The sequence below is a fragment of the Roseomonas sp. CAU 1739 genome, from assembly GCF_039839775.1.
In the GTDB taxonomy this organism is placed as follows: domain Bacteria; phylum Pseudomonadota; class Alphaproteobacteria; order Acetobacterales; family Acetobacteraceae; genus Neoroseomonas.
Map to the genome: position 1 here is coordinate 45,687 of NZ_JBDOQQ010000003.1, position 19,924 is coordinate 65,610.

The 19,924-nt window shown below is 68.5% G+C and carries 19 protein-coding genes and 2 tRNA genes; 14 read left to right on the top strand and 7 right to left on the bottom strand.

Going from position 1 to position 19,924, the window contains the following annotated elements; translation table 11 throughout:
* Positions 1–73 precede the first annotated feature (73 nt).
* From AAFN86_RS06440 to AAFN86_RS06450, 3 genes are read left to right on the top strand one after another with little or no spacing between them, the layout of a single operon-like run.
* The gene (locus AAFN86_RS06440; RefSeq protein WP_347542442.1) at positions 74–1,135 is read left to right on the top strand and encodes an amidohydrolase family protein; all 1,062 of its coding nucleotides are present in this window, start codon (positions 74–76) and stop codon (positions 1,133–1,135) included.
* Positions 1,132–2,241 carry an amidohydrolase family protein gene (locus AAFN86_RS06445; protein ID WP_347542443.1) on the top strand — a complete coding sequence of 370 codons (1,110 nt, stop codon included), beginning with the start codon at positions 1,132–1,134 and terminating at the stop codon, positions 2,239–2,241. Before AAFN86_RS06440 ends, AAFN86_RS06445 begins: the two co-directional genes overlap by 4 nt.
* The gene (locus tag AAFN86_RS06450) at positions 2,238–2,651 is read left to right on the top strand and encodes a Rieske (2Fe-2S) protein (RefSeq protein ID WP_347542444.1); all 414 of its coding nucleotides are present in this window, start codon (positions 2,238–2,240) and stop codon (positions 2,649–2,651) included. Before AAFN86_RS06445 ends, AAFN86_RS06450 begins: the two co-directional genes overlap by 4 nt.
* A gap of 120 nt (positions 2,652–2,771) precedes the next feature.
* Here the strand turns inward: AAFN86_RS06450 and AAFN86_RS06455 are convergent, their stop codons facing one another.
* Genes AAFN86_RS06455 through AAFN86_RS06470 form a run of 4 tightly spaced genes read right to left on the bottom strand, consistent with a single transcriptional unit; the run spans position 2,772 to position 6,749 of the window.
* Entirely contained in the window at positions 2,772–4,427 is a 1,656-nt protein-coding gene (locus tag AAFN86_RS06455) for a molybdopterin-binding/glycosyltransferase family 2 protein (protein WP_347542445.1), read from the bottom strand.
* Positions 4,424–5,164, bottom strand: a complete 741-nt coding sequence (locus tag AAFN86_RS06460; protein ID WP_347542446.1) for an XdhC family protein — start codon at positions 5,162–5,164, stop codon at positions 4,424–4,426. The genes AAFN86_RS06455 and AAFN86_RS06460 overlap by 4 nt, the downstream gene beginning before the upstream one ends.
* Positions 5,161–5,493 (bottom strand): XdhC family protein, encoded by a 333-nt coding sequence (locus AAFN86_RS06465; RefSeq protein WP_347542447.1) that lies wholly within the window; start codon positions 5,491–5,493, stop codon positions 5,161–5,163. The genes AAFN86_RS06460 and AAFN86_RS06465 overlap by 4 nt, the downstream gene beginning before the upstream one ends.
* The gene (locus tag AAFN86_RS06470) at positions 5,490–6,749 is read right to left on the bottom strand and encodes a VWA domain-containing protein (protein ID WP_347542448.1); all 1,260 of its coding nucleotides are present in this window, start codon (positions 6,747–6,749) and stop codon (positions 5,490–5,492) included. Before AAFN86_RS06470 ends, AAFN86_RS06465 begins: the two co-directional genes overlap by 4 nt.
* 313 nt (positions 6,750–7,062) lie before the next feature.
* Here AAFN86_RS06470 and AAFN86_RS06475 point away from each other — a divergent pair, with 313 nt between their 5' ends.
* A complete protein-coding gene (locus AAFN86_RS06475) occupies positions 7,063–8,460 on the top strand; it encodes a glucan biosynthesis protein (RefSeq protein WP_347542449.1) in 1,398 nt (465 codons plus the stop codon).
* The gene (gene mdoH / locus AAFN86_RS06480) at positions 8,448–10,193 is read left to right on the top strand and encodes a glucans biosynthesis glucosyltransferase MdoH (protein WP_347542450.1); all 1,746 of its coding nucleotides are present in this window, start codon (positions 8,448–8,450) and stop codon (positions 10,191–10,193) included. The genes AAFN86_RS06475 and mdoH overlap by 13 nt, the downstream gene beginning before the upstream one ends.
* Positions 10,194–10,211: 18 nt before the next feature.
* On the opposite strand, the gene AAFN86_RS06485 is transcribed toward mdoH, so the two are convergent.
* The gene (locus AAFN86_RS06485; protein ID WP_347542451.1) at positions 10,212–11,120 is read right to left on the bottom strand and encodes a MoxR family ATPase; all 909 of its coding nucleotides are present in this window, start codon (positions 11,118–11,120) and stop codon (positions 10,212–10,214) included.
* Positions 11,111–11,761, bottom strand: coding sequence for a carbon monoxide dehydrogenase subunit G (locus tag AAFN86_RS06490; RefSeq protein WP_347542452.1), 651 nt, complete (start codon positions 11,759–11,761; stop codon positions 11,111–11,113). The genes AAFN86_RS06485 and AAFN86_RS06490 overlap by 10 nt, the downstream gene beginning before the upstream one ends.
* A 219-nt stretch (positions 11,762–11,980) precedes the next feature.
* Between AAFN86_RS06490 and AAFN86_RS06495 the strand changes: the two genes are divergently transcribed.
* The 4 genes from AAFN86_RS06495 (at position 11,981) to AAFN86_RS06510 (ending at position 16,074) form a co-directional block, all read left to right on the top strand.
* A complete protein-coding gene (locus tag AAFN86_RS06495) occupies positions 11,981–13,402 on the top strand; it encodes a sodium:proton antiporter (protein WP_347542453.1) in 1,422 nt (473 codons plus the stop codon).
* A gap of 10 nt (positions 13,403–13,412) precedes the next feature.
* A complete protein-coding gene (prpB, locus tag AAFN86_RS06500) occupies positions 13,413–14,333 on the top strand; it encodes a methylisocitrate lyase (protein ID WP_347542454.1) in 921 nt (306 codons plus the stop codon).
* Positions 14,334–14,540: 207 nt separating this feature from the next.
* Positions 14,541–14,813, top strand: a complete 273-nt coding sequence (locus tag AAFN86_RS06505) for a hypothetical protein (protein WP_347542455.1) — start codon at positions 14,541–14,543, stop codon at positions 14,811–14,813.
* A gap of 145 nt (positions 14,814–14,958) precedes the next feature.
* A complete protein-coding gene (locus tag AAFN86_RS06510) occupies positions 14,959–16,074 on the top strand; it encodes an OmpA family protein (RefSeq protein WP_347542456.1) in 1,116 nt (371 codons plus the stop codon).
* 44 nt (positions 16,075–16,118) lie between these two features.
* Here the strand turns inward: AAFN86_RS06510 and AAFN86_RS06515 are convergent, their stop codons facing one another.
* Positions 16,119–17,531, bottom strand: coding sequence for a hypothetical protein (locus tag AAFN86_RS06515; protein WP_347542457.1), 1,413 nt, complete (start codon positions 17,529–17,531; stop codon positions 16,119–16,121).
* Between the two features lie 139 nt (positions 17,532–17,670).
* Between AAFN86_RS06515 and AAFN86_RS06520 the strand changes: the two genes are divergently transcribed.
* From AAFN86_RS06520 to AAFN86_RS06540, 5 genes are all read left to right on the top strand, one after another.
* Positions 17,671–18,798 carry an acetoin utilization protein AcuC gene (locus tag AAFN86_RS06520; protein WP_347542458.1) on the top strand — a complete coding sequence of 376 codons (1,128 nt, stop codon included), beginning with the start codon at positions 17,671–17,673 and terminating at the stop codon, positions 18,796–18,798.
* 8 nt (positions 18,799–18,806) lie between these two features.
* On the top strand, positions 18,807–19,286 hold the full coding sequence (locus AAFN86_RS06525) for a DUF192 domain-containing protein (RefSeq protein ID WP_347542459.1): 480 nt from the start codon (positions 18,807–18,809) through the stop codon (positions 19,284–19,286).
* A gap of 44 nt (positions 19,287–19,330) precedes the next feature.
* Positions 19,331–19,404: transfer RNA gene (locus AAFN86_RS06530), tRNA-Pro, on the top strand.
* A 23-nt stretch (positions 19,405–19,427) separates the two neighbouring features.
* Positions 19,428–19,751 (top strand): ETC complex I subunit, encoded by a 324-nt coding sequence (locus tag AAFN86_RS06535; RefSeq protein WP_347542460.1) that lies wholly within the window; start codon positions 19,428–19,430, stop codon positions 19,749–19,751.
* A gap of 30 nt (positions 19,752–19,781) precedes the next feature.
* Positions 19,782–19,858: transfer RNA gene (locus AAFN86_RS06540), tRNA-Arg, on the top strand.
* Positions 19,859–19,924: the final 66 nt, after the last annotated feature.

A 19,924-nucleotide genomic window follows, 5' to 3' on the forward strand; every position in this document is an offset into this window, starting at 1 on the left:
TCCATGAATCCTTTCGGCGGATGGTTGCGCAAGGCGCGGCCCGGGGCGAACCTGCCGGCAAAGAGGAAACGCGATGACGGCCGATGCCATCGACTGCGACCTGCATCCGGGCGTGCCCGGTGTGGCGACGCTTCTGCCCTTCATGGACGAGTATTGGCGCCACACGCTGAAGGAACGCGGCATCGAGGCGCTGGAAAGCGCATCCTACCCGCCCCATGCGCCATCCTCCGTGCGCGGCGACTGGCGGGGGCCGAAGGGCGGCGCGCCATCCACGGTGGGGCAGTTGCAGACCCAGGCGCTGGACCGCTGGGGGACGGCGGTCGGCATCCTCAACCCACTGTTCCCGGTGCAACTGCCGTTCAGCCGGGACATGTCGGCGGCAATGGCCCGCGCGGTGAACGACTGGGTACGGGCCGAATGGCTCGACCGCGACGAGCGGCTACGCGCCGCCATCCTGCTGCCCAACGGCATCGAGGACGCGCTGGCGGAGATCGAGCGCCTTTCCCCCGACCGCCGCTTCGTGCAGGCGATGGTGCTGTGCATGGGGGAGATCCCGCTGGGCCGCCGCGAGTGGTGGCCGCTGTATGCGGCGCTGGAGAAGGCTGGGCTGCCGCTTGCCATCCATGCCGGCAGCGCCTGGCGGCATCCGCCGACCTCGGTGGGCTGGCCGTCCTGGCATGTCGAGGAATACGTCTCCAACGCCTATGGCTTCCAGGCGTCGCTGGCCTCCCTGCTGACCGAGGGAGTCTTCGGAAAGTTTCCTGCGCTGAAGGTGGTGCTGGTGGAATCCGGCGTGACCTGGCTGCCGGCCTTCCTGTGGCGCCTGGGTAAGTCCTGGAAGGGCGTGCGCTTCGAGATCCCCTGGGTCGATCGCCCGCCGGCCGAGATCATCCGCGACCAGGTCCGCCTGACCGTGCGCCCCTTCGATGCGCCGGAGGAGGGCGACACCATCGCGAGGCTGCTCGACCACCTGAAGTCGGATGAGATGCTGCTCTGGGCCACCGACTGGCCGCATGCGCATTTCGAAGGCGACGCCACCGTCCCGCCCGGCCTGCCGCCGGGGCTGCTGCCGAAGATCATGGTGGACAATCCGCGGGCGACTTATGCTCGGATCAGGGAAGGAGGCATCGCATGAACCTCGTCCGTCCAATTGCCGCGCCCGGACGCCCGGCGGCCGCGACGCTCGGCCTGGTGGATGTCGATATCCATCCGCGCGTGCGCGACCTGTCGGAATTCCGCCCCTTCCTGTCCGACGCCGACTGGCACCGGCTGGTGACCTACGGCATCCATGCCCGGCACGGCTTCGCGAAAGGCTACCCCTTCCCGAAGGCGGCGCCGCTCGCCTGCCGGCGCGATGCCTGGCCGCCGGGCGGTGGCCCCCCGGCCTCGGACCTGCCGTTCCTGCAGGAACAATTGCTCGATCGCTACGGTATGGATGTGGGGGTGCTGAACCCCTTGCAACCCTCCGGCCAAGGCGACGTGAATGACGGGTTGTCGGTGGCACTCGCCCGCGCGGTGAACGAATGGCAGGCCGAGCACTGGCTGCGCCATGAACCGCGCCTGCGTGGGTCGATCGTCGTGCCCTATGAGGATGGTGCCGCATCGGCCGCCGAGATCCGCCGCTGGGCCGATGACCCGCGCTTCTGCCAGGTGCTGCTGATGAGCCGCACCAGCGAGCCGCTGGGCCGCAAGCGCTACTGGCCGATCTACGCCGCCGCGGCCGAGGCTGGGCTGCCCATCGGCATCCACGCCTTCGGCTATTCCGGATATGCCATGACCAATGGCGGCTGGCCGTCCTTCTATGTCGAGGAAGTGCAGGAACATGCGACCTCGGCCCAGGCGCAGGTTGCATCCATGGTCGTCGAGGGCGTCTTCGAGCGCTTTCCTGCTGCGAAGGTCGTGATGATCGAGTGCGGCTTCGGCTGGATGCCCGCACTCGGCTGGCGGCTCGATGCATCCTGGAAGCGGTTGAAGGACGAGGTGCCGCATCTCAAGCGCTCGCCTTCGGAGTATCTGCGCGAGCACATCTTCGTCTCGACCCAGCCGATCGAGGAGCCGGAGCGGCCGGAACATCTGCTCGACACCCTGGAATGGATCGGCTGGGACCGGGTGCTGTTTGCGTCGGACTATCCGCACTGGGATTTCGACGATCCGCGCCTGGCCATCCCCGCCTTCATCCCCGAGGCGAAGCGGGCGGCGATCTATGGCGGCAATGCAAACAGTATCTATCGCTTCCGATGAGCAAGCACATCGTCGCGCCGGTGGCGGAAATCCCACCCGGCGCGCGCAAGGTGGTGGACGCCGCCGGCAAGCGCATCGTCGTCTTCAACCTCGAAGGCGATTTCTTCGCCCTGCTCGACCGCTGCCCGCATCAGGGCGGCGCGCTGTCGGGCGGCATCCAGTGTGGCCTGACACTGTCGGACGAACCCGGGCGATATCACTTCTCCCGCGCCGGGGAATTCATCCGCTGCCCCTGGCACCAATGGGAATTCGACATCCGCACCGGCAAATCCTGGTTCGACCCGCGGCGGACCAAGGTGCGGCCGTTTCCGGCCGCGGTGGAACAGGGCGTGGCCCTGGTCGAAGGCCCCTATCAGGCCGAGACAGTCCCGGTCCGGGTGGAAGAATCCTACGTCGTGGTCGAGGCCTAGCAACGCCTTGACAGCATTCCGACAGCCTCTGATGCCCGGCGCCAGGTAACGGTTTCCAAAGGCCCACCGGCCTTTGGTGGGGTGGGTCCGGGAGGGGCAAGGCCCCACCCGGTACCGTCATCACCCGGCTCGCACTGTCCCCGGCAGCCCCTTCAGCGCGTCCGTCGTGTCGAAGTCCCGCAGCACCGCATCGTCGGCCATCTCGACCTCCACCATGCGGTCGGCGTGCTTGCCGACTAGGTGGCGGGCGCCGACATCGCCTGTGATGGTCAGCATTTCGGTGAGGAACTCGCGGCTCCAGAGCATCGGGTTGCCCTGCTTGCCGCGGAAGGTCGGCATGACGATGGCGCGGCCTTCCTCCGGGTCGAAGGCGGCGATCAGTCGGTCGAGCATCGGCCCCGCGACCAGCGGCATGTCGCCCAGGCACACCAGGAAGCCCTCGACATCCGCCGGCAGCGCCGCCAGGCCGGCTTTGAGCGAGGCCGAGAGCCCTTCGGCGTAGTCCTCGGCATGGGCGATCAGCACCGGGCGGTTGGCCAGCGCCTCCTCGACCCGGTCGCGTTCATGCCCGGTCACCACCACCACGGGGCGGGCGTGGCTCGCCAGCACATTATCCACCACCCGCGCGACCATCGGGATGCCCTGGGTATCGGCGACCAGCAGCTTGTTGAGCGGCGCCATCCGGCGCGACCGCCCGGCGGCGAGCACCACGGCCGCGACGCGGCGCGCGCGGCGCGGCGCCAGCGCGGCCGGCGGCGTGCGCGGCGCCTGTTCGCGCGGCAGCGGACGGACCTCGATCTCCTTCAACAGCCCGCCAACGCCCATCGCCATGATGTCGGCACCGGTGACTTTCAGCCCGGCGAAGACGCGCTGCAGCACCCAATCGAAGCCGTTGAGCTTCGGGCTGCGCGCGCAGCCCGGCAGCACCATGGCCGGAATGTCGCCGACACGCCCCAGGCACAACAGGTTGCCCGGATCGACCGGCATGCCGAAATGCTCGATCTTGCCGCCGGCCCGCACGATCGCCGCGGGGCCGACATCGCGCCGGTCCACCACGGCCGAGGCACCGGCGATCAGTAGCACCTCTGCACCGGCGCGCTTCAACCGGCCGAGCGCCTCGGCGACCGGGCCTTCCTCATGGCGGGCGCGTTCGACCGGCAGCATCGACCCGCACAGTGCCTCGACGCGGGTGGCGGTGGCTTCCACCGCGCCTTCCATCACGCTTTCCTTGTCCTTGATGCCGGGGATCTCGGTCAGCACCAGCCCGACCTTGAGCGGCCGAAAGGGATGGATGGCGAAGGGCGGGCCTGCGCGGCGCGCGACGGCGTCGGCCACGGCCAGCACCGGGCCGGGCACCGCGAAGGGGATGATCTTGATGGTCGCCACCATCTCCTTCGCCGTCACCACGCTGTGGTTCGGCAGGGTGGCGAGCGTGACACTTTCATCCACCGCGTTGATGGCATCGATGCGCTTCGCATCCAGCACAAGCAACCCGGCGGTCTCGGCGAGCAGATTCACCCGGCCGGTCGCCGCGCGGGACTTCGCGAGATGCGCCGCCAGCAGCGCCTGCGCCAAGCGTTCGGCGGCCTCGTCCTCGGGCACGTCGCCGGCTTCGAGGCGGGCGGTGATCACCTCCCGCTTGCCGGCCTCCCGGATCGCGGCGATCGCCTCGTCATCGAGCACCGTGCCCTTCTTCAGGACCTTGCCGGTCAGTCGCAGCGAATGGGCGAGGACGGCACCCTTGGCTTCGTCGATCGGCGTGGGGCCGAAGATCATGCGGAAATCCCGATGCTGATACGGCCTTCGGTCGGCGCGGAGATGGGGCGTGGGTCGCCAAGTGCCGCACCGCGGCGTGCCGCGACGATCTCGGCCATCACCGACAGCGCGATCTCGGGCGCGGTCACGGCTTCGATGTCGAGGCCGACCGGGGCGTGGATGCGGGCCATCGCCTCGGCGCCGTGGCCGAGATCGGTCAGTCGCGCGAGGCGCTTGGCATGGGTGCGCCGGCTGCCCAGCGCGCCGATGTAGAAGGCATCCGACTTCAGCGCCGCATCCAACGCGGGGTCGTCCAGTTTCGGGTCGTGCGTCAGCGTCACCACGGCGGTGCGCGCATCGGGCTTCAGCACCGCCATGGCGTCGTCCGGCCAGTCGGTGTTCAGCGTGACGCCGGGCAGGCGTTCGGTGGTGGCGAAGGCGCGGCGCGGATCGACCACGATCATCTGGAAGCCCAGCGGGGCCGCCATCGGTGCCATTGCCTGGGCGATATGCACCGCGCCGACCACGATGATGCGTAGCGGCGGGTTGTGCGGGTGGATGAACCACGGTTCGCCATCGATGGTGACGGAACCGGCCTTCTCGGACCCGAGCGCGGCGCGAGCGGCGTCGGCGAGCGCAGAGGACACGCTGTCCTGCGGCCACAGATGTTCCGCCCCATCGGTGAGCCGCGTCAGCAGCACCACCGGGCGCTGCGCGGCGCGTTCGGTCTGCAGCCGGGCGAGGGTTTCCGCCTTCACGACAGCGGCTCCACGAACACCTTCACCTTGCCGCCGCAGGACAGGCCGACTTCCCAGGCGCGTTCGTCCGAGACGCCGAAATCGAGCAGTTGCGGCGCGCCGGACGCCATCGCCTGCTTGGCGGCATCGGCGACGGCGCCCTCGATGCAGCCGCCCGAGACCGATCCGGCGAGGCGGCCGGACGCGGTGACCGCCAGGCGCGAGCCCGCCGGGCGAGGGCTGCTGCCCCAGGTCTCGACCACGGTCGCGATCGCGACCTGTTCGCCTTCCGCCCGCCAAGCGGCGGCAGTGGCGAGGATGTCCTCGGAATTCGTGGTGTCGGTCGTCATGCCGCCATCCTCCCGCGCTGCGCACCGTGCCTGTCGGAAAGCGTGGCAATCAGGTGGCGCAGGCTGTTCAGGTTATGCACCGGGCGGAAGTCGTCCACATGGGGCAGCATCGCCCGGATGCCTTGGGATTTGGGCTGGAAGCCCGCGAAGCGCAACAGCGGGTTCAGCCAGATCAGTCGCCGGCAGGATCCGCGCAGCCGCCCTGTCGCTTCCGCCAGCCCCTGTGCACCCTCCCGGTCCAGCCCATCGGTGATCAGCAGAACCACCGCGCCCTGGCCCAGCACCCGCCGCCCCCATAGCCTGTTGAACAGTGCCAGGCTCTCCCCGATCCGCGTCCCGCCCGACCAGTCGGGCACGATGTGGGAGATCATCTCGAAGGCCACTTCGGGATCGCGGTGCTTCAATTGCCGCGTCACATTCGTCAGCCGCGTGCCGAACAGGAAGGTGTGGACACGCTCCCGGTCATTGGCGACGGCATGCAGGAAATGCAGCATGATCTGCGCATAGCGCGCCATGCTTCCACTGATGTCGCACAGCACGACCAGCGGCGGCGGCCGCGTCACCCGACGCCGTCGCGCGAGGTCCAGGATCTCGCCCCCCGTGCGCAGGGATTGCCGCACCGTCGCCCGCAGATCCGCCACCGGGCCGAACGGATCAGGGCGGAACCGCCGGGTCCGCCGTTCATCGAGCGGCAGGACCAGCCGCTTGATCTCCTGCTTAGCCGCGGCGATCTCGGCGGCCGACATTGCCTCGAAATCCATTTCCTGGAGCCGCTCGCGCTCGCTGACAGTGAAGGTCATGTCGTGCTGTGGGGGCGGTTCGTCGGTCAGTTTCGGCTTGGGCTTGTTCTCCTGCATCGCCTCGGCGAGGCGGCGCGATGCCGGCGGCGCTTTCTCCTGCGGCGACTTGTTGGCGTCCATCAGCGCCATGGCGGCGGCATGCGCGGCTGCCTCCGGGTCGCGCCAGAACAGTTGGAAGGCCTGGTCGAAAATCTCGAAATGCTCGCGCTTGTGGACCATCACGGCACGCAGCGCGGCATGGACCTGGCGGCGCTCCGCGAGGTCGATCTCGGTCAGGGCCTCAAGGCCTGCGATCGCCTCGCCAGGGCCGAGCGGCAGGCCGGTGCGCCGCAGCAGACGGGTGAAGGCGAGCAGATTGTCGGCGAGGTGGCCCGAGGGCGCCGCCATGCCGCGTGGGGCGGTCGCGGACGTCCCGCGCGGGGTGATGATGCGGGTCGGGTCACGGTCGGGGAACATGCGGGCCGGATTGCCTCCAGGAACCACCCTTATACTGGCTTCCCGCCCCACGCCCAACGGAGCCATGACGCAGTGCGGCAACCCCAGCCCATTCACTGCGTTGTCGTTCCGGATGCCACGGAGGGCAGGAGGCCATGCAGCAGATCGTTCGAACGCCGTCGCGGCCTTGCCCGGCTCCACCCCGCGCATGAAGCTGAACCGCAGGCACCTGGCCGCGATGTTGGGTGCTACCGCGCTGGCATTGCCACCGCGCCGGGCGTCCTTGTCCGGGAGCCTTGGCACGCCGGGCCGCACAAGCTTCGATGCTGCAAGCGTGCCGACGATCGCCCGCGCCCTTGCCGAACGTCCGCATCGATCGCTCCGCGCGACGCTGCCGCGCGGCTTCGATGCGCTCGACTATGATGGATATCGCGGCATCCGCTTCCGCCCCGACCAGGCTTTGTGGGCGGATGCGGGCTTGGGCTTCCGCGTGCAACCGCACCACCTCGGCTTCCTGTTCAAGGACCGCGTCGATGTGTTCGAGGTCGAGCAGGGCCATGCCGTGCCGCTGCGCTACGACCCGGCCCAGTTCACCTTCGATGGCCCGGCGCCGCCCGCGGGCATCGGCGATATCGGCTACGCTGGCTTCCGCATCCTGCATCCACTGAACCGCCCGGATCATTTCGACGAAGTGTGCAGTTTCCTCGGCGCGAGCTACTTCCGCGCGCTAGGGCGCGGGCATGTCTATGGCCTGTCGGCACGCGGCCTGGCGATCCGCACCGGCCATCCCGCGGGTGAGGAATTCCCCGCCTTCACCGCCTTCTGGATCGAACGCCCCGAACCCGGCGCACGCAGCATCACGGTGCATGCGTTGCTGGAATCGCCATCGCTGACCGGGGCCTATCGCTTCGTCATCGCGCCGGGTGCGGCGACCGTGATGGATGTGGAAGCTGAACTGTTCCCGCGCGTGGCCGTGGACGGCATCGGCATCGCGCCGGGCACCAGCATGTTCATGTTCGGCCCAGCCCATCGCGGCGAGATCAGCGATTTCCGGCCGGCCGTGCACGATTCCGACGGGCTGCTGATGCGGACCGGGCGGGATGAACAGATCTGGCGCCCGCTCGCCAATCCGCGCCGGCTCCAGGTCAGTGGCTTCCAGGATGCCGCGCCGCGCGGCTTCGGGCTGATGCAGCGCAGCCGCGCCTTCGCCGATTTCGAGGACCTCGAAGCCGCCTATCACCGCCGCCCGGGCCTGTGGGTCGAACCGCTGGACGAATGGGGTGCGGGCGAGGTGCAGTTGGTCGAGATCCCGACCCAGAGTGAGATCCACGACAACATCGTCGCCGCCTGGGTGCCGCGTGAGGGCCTGAAGGCAGGGATGCCGCATCGGCTGCGCTACCGGCTGCACTGGGTCTCCGAACCGCCGCTGCCGGCCGACCAACTGCGCTTCGCGGCCACGCGCAGCGGCGCGAGCGGGCGCGGGGAAGCGGTGCGTTTCGCGCTCGACACATCCCCGCTCACCAGTCGGACCGACACGCTGCCGCCGGCCAGCATCACCACCAGCGCCGGTCGCATCGCCAACCAAGTGGTCCAGGCCAATCCCGAGACGGGGGGGGTGCGCCTGTCCTTCGAATTAGAACCGGGCGGCGCGCGGCTGGCCGAACTGCGCGCGGTGCTGGGCACGCCATCCGCGCCGGTGTCGGAAAGCTGGACTTTTCGATGGACGGGCTGAACGCGGCGCCGAGCCTACTGCCGCCGGAGGCACCGTTGGCCATGCCGGTGCGCGGGCTGTCGGAATGCGCAGGTTCGCCGCGCCCCGCGCCTGCGTCGCCGGCCGGCACGAGGCGCGGCCGCGCCTTCGTCATCGCCATGACCGCCGGCGTGACCGTGCTTGCCACGAGCGAGATGTGGCAGGTGCTGGGCCTGGCGCGCTGGACGGTGTCCGGCGCTGTCATGACGCTGCTGTTCGCCATCCTTCTGCTGCCGATCGCGCTGTCCTTCGCTACGGCACTGCTCGGCTTCGCTGCCTTGCTGCGGCGTGCGCCGGCGGTGTCCCGGCCGGTGGGGGCGGGACCGACGGCGCTGCTGATGCCGGTCTGCAACGAGGATGTGTCCGACCTCATCGCCGCGCTGGTGGCGATGCGCGAGGAACTGCATGCGCGCGATGCGGATGACGCCTTCGATATCTTCGTGCTCAGCGACAGCCGCGACCCGGCGCTGATCGCCGCCGAACGCGACGCGGTGCTGCTGCTGCGCGGATCACCCGGCTGTCGCGTCTTCTTCCGCCATCGCGGCGACAATACGGGCCGCAAGGCGGGCAACATCGCCGAATGGGTGCGGCGGTTCGGGGCGGATTACGAGTCCTTCCTCATCCTCGATGCTGACAGCCTGATGACCGCGGCGACGCTGCAACATCTGGTCGCCGCCATGCAGGCCGACCCCAATGCCGGGCTGCTGCAGACCGTGCCCGTGCTGCGCGGCGGGCAGACGGTGTTCGCGCGGCTCCAGGAATTCGCCAGCCGAGTCTATGGGCCGGTGCTCGCCGCCGGTGCGGCGGCCTGGCATGGCGCGGATGGAAATTACTGGGGGCACAATGCGCTGATCCGCACGCGCGCCTTCGCCGAGACCTGCGGCCTGCCTTCCTTGCCAGGCCGCAAGCCCTTCGGCGGCGACATCATGAGCCATGATTTCGTCGAGGCCGCCTTGCTGCGCCGCGCCGGCTGGGGCGTCCACATGCTGCCGAGACTCGGCGGCAGCTTCGAGGGCGGGCCGCCCACGCTGCCGGACCTCGATGCCCGCGACCGCCGCTGGTGCCAGGGCAACCTGCAACATGCCGCGGTGATCGGTGCGGCTGGGCTGCATCCCCTGAGCAGGCTGCACCTGGCGATCGGTATCGGGTCCTACCTCAGCGCGGCGCTGTGGCTCATGTTTCTGGTGCTCGGCATCGCGGTGGCGTTGCAGGGGCGCTTCCTGCGGCCGGAATACTTCCCGCAGACCCATGTGCTGTTCCCGCAATGGCCGGTGGTCGATGCGCAACGCGCGGTATGGGTTTTCGCCACCACGCTGGCGCTGCTGCTGGCGCCGAAACTGCTTGGTGTGCTGTCGGTCGCGGTGTCGGCGCGGCGCCCGGTCAGGGTGCGTGGCTGGGGTCGGCTGATCGGCGGGACGGTGGCTGAAATCCTAATCTCCGCACTGATCTCCCCGGCGACGATGGTGCGCCAGGCCGGGCACGTCGTCGCCGTGCTGGCCGGGCGGGATTCCGGATGGAAGACGCAATGCCGGGACGGCGCGACGCTACCTTTCGTCGAGGCGTGGCGCTTCGCCCGTGGCGGCGTGGTGATCGGCCTGTTGATGCTGGCCGCGGCGTTGCTGGTCGATCCCTGGCTCGCTGCCTGGATGTCGCCGGTAATCGTGGGTCTGCTGGTGTCGCCGCTGCTGATCTGGGCGACGGCGCGACGGATCTGATCCGCCGCGCCACCCGTCTCAGACATTGACCTCGCTGATCAGCCGCGCGGCCTCGGCACCCTTCAGCTTGGCGATGTCGTCCTGGTATTTCAGCAGAACGCCCAGCGTCTCATCGACGGCGCCGGGTTCCAGTTCCTTTGCGTCCAGCGCCGCGAGCGCCTGCGCCCAGTCGATCGTCTCGGCCACGCCGGGCAGCTTGAAGTAGTCGCCCTCGCGGACCTTCTGCACGAAGGCAACGATCTGCGCCGACAGCGCCTCAGGCAGGCCCGGCGCGCGCACGCGCAGGATGGCGCGCTCGCGTGCTGCATCGGGATAATCGACCCAGTGATAGAGGCAGCGCCGGCGCACCGCGTCATGCACCTCCCGCGTCCGGTTCGACGTGATGATGACGACCGGCGGCGTCTCGGCGCGCACCGTCCCAAGTTCCGGGATGCTGATCTGGAAGTCGCCGAGGATCTCTAGCAGGAACGCCTCGAACGGTTCGTCGGCGCGGTCCAACTCGTCGATCAGCAGGACCGAGGGCTCGCCCTCCAGCGCCTGCAGCAGCGGGCGGGATTGCAGGAAGCGGCGGTCATAGATGCCGCGTTCCAGCGCCTCGCGATCCGTCTCCCCGGCGGCTTCGGCCAGTCGGATCGCCATGAGCTGGCGCGCATGGTTCCACTCATAGGCCGCCGCCGACAGGTCGAGCCCGTCATAGCATTGCAGCCGCACCAGGTGGCGCGGCAGCATCTTGGCCAGCACCTTGGCGATCTCGGTCTTGCCGGTGCCAGGTTCGCCTTCCAGGAACAGCGGCCGGCCCATGCGCAGCGCGAGATGCACCGTCGTCGCCAGCGCGCGGTCGGCGATGTAGCCGCCGGCCGCGAGCAGCGCCTGGGTTTCCTCGACGCTGTTCGGCGCCGATCGGGACGGCGCGCCGCTCAGCGCCACAGGAACAGCAACACCAGGATGACAAGCCAGATCGCCCCGCCACCCCAAGCCATGAGCGGGATGCCAAGCGGTGCTTCGGGCAGCAGGTCGAAGATCGAAATCCCAGCCGGTGCTGCCGGCAGTGCGCGCGGGGCGGCAGCGGCCGGTGCGGCGTGCTCGATCTCCATCGCGGCGGGCATCGGCGCTTCGGCGGGCGGCGGCGGCGCCACGGCGGCGGCGAAACGGTCGAAGAACTGGTCGGACATCTGCTTGGCGGTGCTGTCGATCAGCCGCGCGCCCAACTGCGCCATCTTGCCGCCGACCTGCGCCTTGACGGCGTATTTCAGCAGCGTCTCCTCGGCGCTGATCTCCTCCAGCGCCACATCGGCGCCGCCCTTGGCGAAGCCCATCGCACCGCCATTGCCCTCGCCGGTGATGGTGTAGGAAATCGGCGCGTTGATGTTCTCGAGCTTCACCTTGCCGCCGAATTTCGCGGCCATCGGACCGATCTTCAGCGAGACCTTGGCCTCGAAAGCATCCTCGGCGGTGCGGGTCACGGACTCGCAGCCGGGGATCGACGCTCGCAGCATCTCGGGGTCATTCAGCGCATCCCACACCCGCTGGCGCGGGGCGTGGATGCGGCGCTCGCCGCTCATATCCATGGGGTGGTCTCCTGTGCGGCGGGCAAACTAGAGCAGATCCCGCCCGGGTGGAATCACCCCCCAGGGCGGGTGAAGATGCTCGATCAAGCGGGGCGCGAGCGTTTCGAGCGCCGGGGGGAACCGCCCGAGGGCACGGGCGGGTGTGGAAAAGGGGGCACCCTCTTGTCGCGCCGGCCCACCTCCTGCAAGGACAGTGCAGGATTGGGGGATCGAGCGACGATGCGTCTGGCCAAGGCCGCCTGCGCCATCCTGCTGCCTGCGCTGCTGGCCCTGCTTCTGTCCGCCGGGCCGGCGGCGGCGGCGGCGGCTGCATCAGGGTCGGACCTGTCCCTGGCATGGGGCATTCCCTTCGTTGGGCTGCTGGGCTCGATCGCGCTGATGCCCCTGCTGGCGGGGCATGTCTGGCACGACCATTACGGGAAGATCGCGGCAGGCTGGGGCCTGCTGCTGGTGGTGCCCTTCGCCGTCGTCTTCGGGCCGGGCCGCGCCGCCGACGAGGTCTGGCACATCGTCCTGCAGGAATTCATCCCCTTCATCGCCCTGTTGCTGGCGCTGTATGTGACCGGTGGCGGCGTGCTGCTGAAGGGGTCGCTGGTCGGCACGCCGCTGACCAATGTGGCGCTGCTTGCACTGGGCACCGTCATCGCCTCGGTGATGGGCACGACCGGCGCTTCGATGCTGCTGATCCGCCCGGTGCTGCGCGCCAACGCGTTCCGCCAGCGCAAGACCCACACCTTCGTCTTCTTCATCTTCCTGGTCAGCAACATCGGCGGATCGCTGACCCCACTGGGCGACCCGCCGCTGTATCTGGGCTTCCTCAAGGGCGTGTCGTTCTTCTGGACGACGACGCACCTGTTCAGCGAGTTCCTGTTCTGCGCGGTCCTGCTGCTGGCGGTCTACTACGTGCTGGATTCGATCGCCTGGGCGAAGGAGAAGGCGCACGCGCCGGCCCCTGGGGCGCGCGAGCCGCTCGGCCTCGAAGGCACCGTCAATCTGTGGCTGATCGGCGTGGTGGTGCTGATGGTGCTGCTCCAGGGCGCCTGGCAGCCCGGCGAGGTCACCATCTTCGGCCAGCAGATCGGCATCGAACGCCTGGTCGGGATCGCCGTGTTCCTCGCCGTCACATTCGCTTCCGTCCGGCTCACCGCGCCGGCGCTGCGGGAGGCGAACGGCTTCGCCTGGGGGGCCATCATCGAGGTCGCGAAGCTGTTCGCCGCGATCTTCGTCACCATGGCCCCGGTGCTCGCCATCCTGCGCGCCGGGACGGACGGTGCCGCGGCACCGCTGGTAGCGCTGACCACCGGACCCACCGGGGAACCGATCCCCTGGGTGTTCTTCTGGATGTCGGGCGCGCTGTCCTCGTTCCTCGACAATGCGCCGACCTACCTGGTGTTCTTCAACCTGGCGGGTGGCGATCCGGGCTTGTTGATGACCGAAGGGGCGCTGACGCTGGCGGCGATTTCCTGCGGCGCGGTGTTCATGGGGGCCAACTCCTATATCGGCAACGCACCGAATTTCATGGTGAAGGCGATCGTCGAGGAGAATGGCGAGCGCATGCCGTCCTTCTTTGGCTATTGCGCCTGGGCTTTGGTGTTCCTGATCCCGTTGTTTATCCTCGTGACGCTGATCTTCTTCATCTGAGGAGGGCCTGATGCCCTATGTGATCGCCGACGATGTCCCCGACGAACCCGCGGGCCTGCGCTTCCGCCGCCTGCTCGACCGGCCCGGGATCCTGCAGATGCCGGGCGCGCATCTGGGCATCGCGGCCCTGCTGGCGAAGAAGCAGGGCTTCGAGGCGCTGTACATGTCCGGCGCGGCGATGTCCGCGACCATGGGCCTGCCCGACCTGGGCATGATCACGGTCGACGACGTCGCCTGGCATATCCGCCAGGTGGTGCGCGCCTCGGCCCTGCCGGTGCTGGTCGATGGCGACACCGGCTATGGCGAGGCGCTGAACGTCATGCACATGGTCCGCACCTTCGAGGAAGCCGGCGCGGGCGCCGTGCATCTCGAGGACCAGTTGCTGCCGAAGAAGTGCGGGCATCTGAACGACAAGAAGCTGGCCGCGGCCGAGGACATGGCGGCCAAGGTCGCCGCCGCCCGGCGCGCCCGCAAGCATCTGGTTATCATCGCCCGCACCGATGCCGCGGCGAGCGAGGGCATGGATGGCGCGGTGGCGCGCGCGAAGCTGTATCTGGAGGCCGGCGCGGATGCGATCTTCCCCGAGGCGCTGACAACGAAGGAGATGTTCGTCGAGTTCGCGAAGCGCATGCCCGGCGTGAAGTTGCTCGCGAACATGACCGAGTTCGGCCGCACGCCCTTCTTCACCGCCGCCGAATTCCAGGCGATGGGCTATGCCATGGTGATCTGGCCTGTCAGCCATTTGCGCGTCGCCGCGCGCGCGATGGAGGATCTGTATGCCGCTATCACCCGCGATGGCGGGACGCAGAAGATGGTGGACCGCATGCAGACCCGCGCGCAGCTCTACGACACCATCCGCTACCATGAGTATGAGGCGCTGGATGCGAGCCTGATCACGACCGTGGTTCCGGAGGGCATGCCGCAGGTCTGAGGCAAGGCCTGGCGGTCGTGTCGCCATGGGAAGGCTCAGGAAGGGCGAATCAGGGCGCGGCGCTGCGGCGTCCGTTCGGCGTCGCAGCGGGCGGGCAGGTTCCGTCCCGCGCCTTTTCCGGGCCTGGTGATCGCAGACCCAGCGCAGGAACCTGCCGGGCACCTCCGATGGTGTTCGTCCATCCTCATGGCGCCGGGTCCAGGGCGCATGGGCGCGTCGACCCGTGAGCCCGGGATCATGGGCGCACCCCCGATCGTCCATCGGGCGTATTCGGATGGCCCGGCCCTGACCCCGGGGCTTGCCGAGGGCGAGGCAGCGACAACCGCAGCGATTTCTGACGGGACGCCCGATGGCAGCGTCCGGGCCGGATTCCGCACGGCCAGGATAATCCTCGGCAAGGAGGAACATCCTGATGGTCGTATCCGCCGCCATTCGCCGAAGGGCTCTTTGGAACAGAGAATCGATCATTCCTTTTTATGAATAGTAATAAATATTGTAAAGAGCGTTTATGCGTTCTTATTTTATAATAATTCATGTGAAAGTTTGCGGAATGTATTTTAGGTCCGTGCAATTTTATGCGGGTCGGTTTCCTGCCGTCGAATAAGAAGGGCCGGAGGAACCTGGGATGAGAACCTTCTCTCCATTGGTGGCCGCCGCGATGGCCTGGTGCCTTGCCAAAAGCCCGCCCGCGTCAGCGCAACTCACAAGGGGCCCCTATGTCGGCTTCGGCCTCGGCGCTTCCATGCTGTACGAGGGCAATGCACCCGTCGCACCTATGCCCAACTCCGGCCTTGCCACCCCCAGCGATCATTTTCGCATGTCCTGGGACCCGGGTTTCATCGGGGCCATCAGTGCCGGCTGGGGGTTTCGCTACGGACTGCGCGTAGAACTCGAAGGCGTATTCAGGCGCAGCGAGGCTGACGCCGGTAATGGCCTGGCCTTTTCACGGCGGGCCGGAGGCGGGACGTTCGATAGCCAGGCTGTGATGGCCAATCTGCTGTGGGACATCAATCTGAGTACGATTGGAATCCCGCATCGTTACGTCCTGCCCTATGTCGGCGGCGGGGCCGGCTATGGCTGGTCGCAATGGAGCAACGTCGGCGGGTCCGTTTCCGGCAGCGGGCTCAATCTCAGCGATCACGGCGAAGGCATGGTCTATCAGGGCATCGTCGGCCTGTCCTTCCCGCTCGACTGGGCCGGGGTGCCCGGCCTCTATGCAGCCGTCGAGTACCGCTACATCGCCCAGGAATCGCCGATACTGAATGCGAGGGTGACGGGGCCGGGGGGCACTTCGCGCACCGCGCCGGTGGATGCCGCATCCCACAACAACAACATTCTGTTCGCGCTCCGCTACAATTTCGGCCGCTCGGATGCCATTGTTCCAGCCGCCGCCGCCGTGGCGCCGGTCCCGGCGCGCAGCTTCCTGGTATTCTTCGACTGGAACCGCGCCGAGCTGACCGATCGTGCACGGCAGATCATCGCCGAGGCGGCGCGCGCGCGCACCAGCCAGGCCGTGACCCGCATCGAAGTGAATGGCTATACGGACACTTCCGGTTCGGCGCAGTACAATCAAGCCTTGTCGGTCCGCCGCGCCAACGCGGTTGCGGCCGAACTCGTGCGCATCGGCGTGCCGCATAACGAGATCGTCGCCCGGGGCTTCGGTGAAACCAACCTGCTGGTGGCGACGCCCGACAATACGAGGGAGCCGCAGAACCGGCGCGTCGAGATCATCCTGCGCTGAACATGCCCAGTCCGGGGCTGGCCGGCATCGACCACCCCGGAGGTTCAATCCACCAGCAGGTTGCCCAGGGCGAAGCGGATCGTGCTCTCATTCGCCTGCATCGGCCGGTCGAGGAAGTTGCACAGGTCGGCGATCTGCTGCGGGATCTCGCTCGCCTGGTAGAAGGCGAGCGGCGTGCCGTGCTTCTTGATCGCCTCGATGGTGTAGACGATCGCCGCCTCCGGGTAGTCGATGCCGTGTTCTTCCGCCTTGGTGCGCAGCAGCAGCGCGAAATCGGCCGTGTTCGGTCCGTGCACGTGGATCTTGTAGGGCAGGCGGCGCAGGAAGGCCGGATCCATCAGGTCGCGGGGCGACAGGTTGGTCGAAAACACCAGCAACTGGTCAAAGGGGATCTGGAAGGATTGCCCGGTGTGCAACTTGAGGAAGTCGATGCGCCGGTCCATCGGCACCACCCAGCGGTTCAGCAGGGCCTCGGGCCGCGCCAGCTGACGGCCGAAATCGTCGATCAGCAGTACGCCGTTCATCGCCTTGACGTGCAGCGGCGCTTCATAGAAGCGCGCGGTCTCCTCGAATTTCAGGTCGAGCATGTCGAGGCTGAGCTCGCCGCCGGCCGACACGAAGGGCCGCCGGCAGGCGACCCAGCGCGGGTCGAATTCATCGGCGAACAGGCTGGTCGACGTGCCCCGTCCGCCCCCGGCGCCGAGCCGGCGATGCACCGACGGATCGAATACCTTCACGATCTGCCCGCTCACCTCGAAGCAATGCGGCACCAGCACCATGGCGCCGAAGGCCTTGACCATGCGCTCGGCGATCGAGGTCTTGCCGTTGCCCGGCGCGCCATACAGCAGGATGGAACGGCCGGCATTCGCGGCGATGCCGACCTTGGCGAGCAGGAGTTCCTCGACCACCAGGGGCTGCATGGCGCTGGCCACGGCCTGGGCGGTCACGACCTCCCCGCCGATGGTCTGGCGCAGGACGCGGCGCGAGTATTCATCGAGCGAGACGGGCAACGGTCCGATATAGGCGCTGTTGGCGAAGGCCTCGACTGCCATGGAGCGCCCGCGCGGGGTCAGGTCCACGCGCAGCTCCCCGGCCACGATGCCGGGCTTCAGCTCAACCACCCCCTGGGCGCGCGCCGTCTCGATCAGCACGGTCGCGAGGCGACGGGAGATGGCCAGTGTCTCGGCGATCGAGGCCGTCGAGCCCTGGCCGGTGTTGCTGAGATACTTGACCAGCATGTCGAGCACGATGCGCGGCTCGATGCCGAGCTGCGCGATGCTTTCGGGCGGCGCCGGCAGGCCGTCCTGCAGGTCGGCGATCGTGCTGGCGTCGAGCAGCCCCATCTCGACCAGCACGTCGCCGAGCGGGCGGCCGCTGCGCGACTGCTGGTCCAGCGCATCGTTGACGTCGTGGCGGGACAGCAGTTCGAGGGCGACGAGAAGGTCACTGAGGCGCAAGACGTCCCTCCGGAAGTGCCGAGCGGCGAATCACGGCATCGTGCGGACGGTATCCGGGGTGGGGCTGCCGGTCCATCCGGACGATTCGGTGGGCTCCCTTGCGCAAGCGTCTCGGCGGTCCCATCCCTGCGTGGCGCGCATGCATCCGATCCTCATCGGCTCCGAGATCTACCGTCGCTCCAGCTACGGGCCCAAGCACCCGCTGGCGATTCCGCGCGTCTCGGTGACGCTCGACCTGATCCGGGCGCTGGGCTGGCTGGACGAGACCCGTTACCGCGACAGCCCGATGGCGAGTGCCGCCGCGCTGGCGCGCTTCCATGCCCCGGCATACCTGGCGGCGCTGCAGCGCGCCGAGGCGACTCAGAGCGTCAGCCCGCAGGACCGCGATCGCTACCGCCTCGGCGCCGATGGCAACCCGATCTATCGCGAGATGTTCCGCCGGCCCGCCACCAGCGCCGGCGGCACGATCCTCGCCGCCGACCTGACCCGGCAGGGCGGGGTGGTGCATGTGCCTGGCGGCGGCACGCATCATGGCCGCCCCGACCGGGCTTCGGGCTTCTGCTTCGTCAATGATGCCGTACTGGGGCTGCTGGCCTGGCTCGACCAGGGGCTGACGAGCGTCCTGTACCTCGACATCGACGCCCATCATGGCGATGGGGTGCAGGATGCCTTCCATGACGATCCGCGAATCTTCACCCTGAGCGTGCATGAGGAGGGGCGCTGGCCCTTCACCGGCGGCGTCGATGACCGGGCCGGCGGCCATGCCCGTAATATCCCCGTGCCACCCGGCTTCAACGACAGCGAGATGCTGTGGGTGCTGCATGAAGCGATCCTGCCGATTATCCGCCATCTGCGCCCGCAGGCAATCATGTTGCAATGCGGCGCCGATGCGCTGGAGGAGGATCCGCTGGCGAAACTGTGCCTGTCCAACAATGCGCATCGGGCGGTCGTGGCGGCGCTTGCGGGCCTCGCCCCGCGACTGATCGTGCTGGGCGGCGGCGGCTACAATCCCTGGTCGGTGGCGCGCTGTTGGGCCGGGGTGTGGGGCACGCTGAACGGCCATCCCATGCCCGAGCGCCTGCCGCCGGCTGCCGAGGCGGTGCTGCGCGGCCTGTCCTTCTCCCGTGCCGCTGGGCGCAACCCGCCCGAGGCCTGGTTCACCACCCTGGCCGACCCACCGCGACGTGGCGTCGTCCGCGCCGTGGTGCGCCGCGCCGCCGCCCAGGCCATGGTGGACCTTCCCGCCCCGCTGCCCGCCATGCCATGAGAGATCCCATGATGTTCCGCCGCGCCCTGCTCGCCGCCATCCTCGCCGCCCCTGCCGCCGCCCGCGCCCAGCCTGGCGTCGATCAGCCGCAGCCACGCCTGCCGACCGAACCGATGGTCATCGTGACCCGTGACGGGCGCCGGCTGCCCTTCACCGTCGAAATGGCCATCCGGCCCGACCAGCAGATGATCGGCCTGATGTTCCGCCCCGAGGTGAAGCCCGATGAGGGCATGCTGTTCGACTGGGGCAGCCCGCGCGAAAGCAGCATGTGGATGCGCAACACCATCGCGCCGCTCGACATGGTGTTCATCGCCGCGGATGGCCGCATTCATCGCATTGCCGAGCGCACGGTGCCGCAGTCGCTGGCGACCGTGTCCTCCAACGGTCCGGTGCGGGCCACGCTGGAACTGGCCGCCGGGGTGACGGAGCGGATGAACATCAGACCCGGGGACCGGGTGCTGCACCCGTTGTTCGGGACGGCGCCGTAAGCCCGCTTGCCCCCGGGCCGCCGCTTCCATAGGGTGCGCCGCGACGGGGCGTAGCGCAGTCTGGTAGCGCACTTGGTTTGGGACCAAGGGGTCGCTGGTTCGAATCCAGTCGCCCCGATTCGACTTCCGAGGACCGCAAGCATGTCGCAGCACAAGGGCCTGGCCCGCATCTTCCAGCCGCCGAAATCGGCGATGCAGTCCGGCCGCGGCAAGTCTCACGCCTGGGTGCTGGAATACGCGCCGGCCGAGGCCAAGGTGCTCGACCCGCTGACCGGCTGGGTCGGTTCGGGCGACATGAACCGGCAGATCCATCTGCAATTCGACAGCCGTGACCAGGCGCTGGCCTACGCCGAGGCACAGGGCATCGCCTATGAGGTCGAGGCGCCGGCGGAGCCGGCGGCGATGAAGCCGAAGGTCTATGCCGACAATTTCCGCTTCGGGCGCAGCGAGAACTGGTCGCACTGACCAGGTCGGCCCGTGGTAGGACAGCGGCGGGCGCCCTTAGCTCAGTTGGATAGAGCATCGACCTTCTAAGTCGAATGTCGGGGGTTCGAATCCCTCAGGGCGCGCCAACCCGCATTCGTGAGACGGCCCGACTGTTCGCATGGCGCCCATTCCATGCACCGCCCTGTGCCGAG

Coding starts and splice junctions, on each gene's coding strand:
- AAFN86_RS06440 (WP_347542442.1), top strand. CDS start 74: ATGACGGCCGATGCCATCGACTGCGACCTGCATCCGGGCGTGCCCGGT.
- AAFN86_RS06445 (WP_347542443.1), top strand. CDS start 1,132: ATGAACCTCGTCCGTCCAATTGCCGCGCCCGGACGCCCGGCGGCCGCG.
- AAFN86_RS06450 (WP_347542444.1), top strand. CDS start 2,238: ATGAGCAAGCACATCGTCGCGCCGGTGGCGGAAATCCCACCCGGCGCG.
- AAFN86_RS06455 (WP_347542445.1), bottom strand. CDS start 4,427: ATGATCTTCGGCCCCACGCCGATCGACGAAGCCAAGGGTGCCGTCCTC.
- AAFN86_RS06465 (WP_347542447.1), bottom strand. CDS start 5,493: ATGACGACCGACACCACGAATTCCGAGGACATCCTCGCCACTGCCGCC.
- AAFN86_RS06470 (WP_347542448.1), bottom strand. CDS start 6,749: ATGTTCCCCGACCGTGACCCGACCCGCATCATCACCCCGCGCGGGACG.
- mdoH (WP_347542450.1), top strand. CDS start 8,448: ATGGACGGGCTGAACGCGGCGCCGAGCCTACTGCCGCCGGAGGCACCG.
- AAFN86_RS06490 (WP_347542452.1), bottom strand. CDS start 11,761: ATGGATATGAGCGGCGAGCGCCGCATCCACGCCCCGCGCCAGCGGGTG.
- AAFN86_RS06495 (WP_347542453.1), top strand. CDS start 11,981: ATGCGTCTGGCCAAGGCCGCCTGCGCCATCCTGCTGCCTGCGCTGCTG.
- prpB (WP_347542454.1), top strand. CDS start 13,413: ATGCCCTATGTGATCGCCGACGATGTCCCCGACGAACCCGCGGGCCTG.
- AAFN86_RS06505 (WP_347542455.1), top strand. CDS start 14,541: ATGGGCGCGTCGACCCGTGAGCCCGGGATCATGGGCGCACCCCCGATC.
- AAFN86_RS06510 (WP_347542456.1), top strand. CDS start 14,959: ATGAGAACCTTCTCTCCATTGGTGGCCGCCGCGATGGCCTGGTGCCTT.
- AAFN86_RS06520 (WP_347542458.1), top strand. CDS start 17,671: ATGCATCCGATCCTCATCGGCTCCGAGATCTACCGTCGCTCCAGCTAC.
- AAFN86_RS06525 (WP_347542459.1), top strand. CDS start 18,807: ATGATGTTCCGCCGCGCCCTGCTCGCCGCCATCCTCGCCGCCCCTGCC.
- AAFN86_RS06535 (WP_347542460.1), top strand. CDS start 19,428: ATGTCGCAGCACAAGGGCCTGGCCCGCATCTTCCAGCCGCCGAAATCG.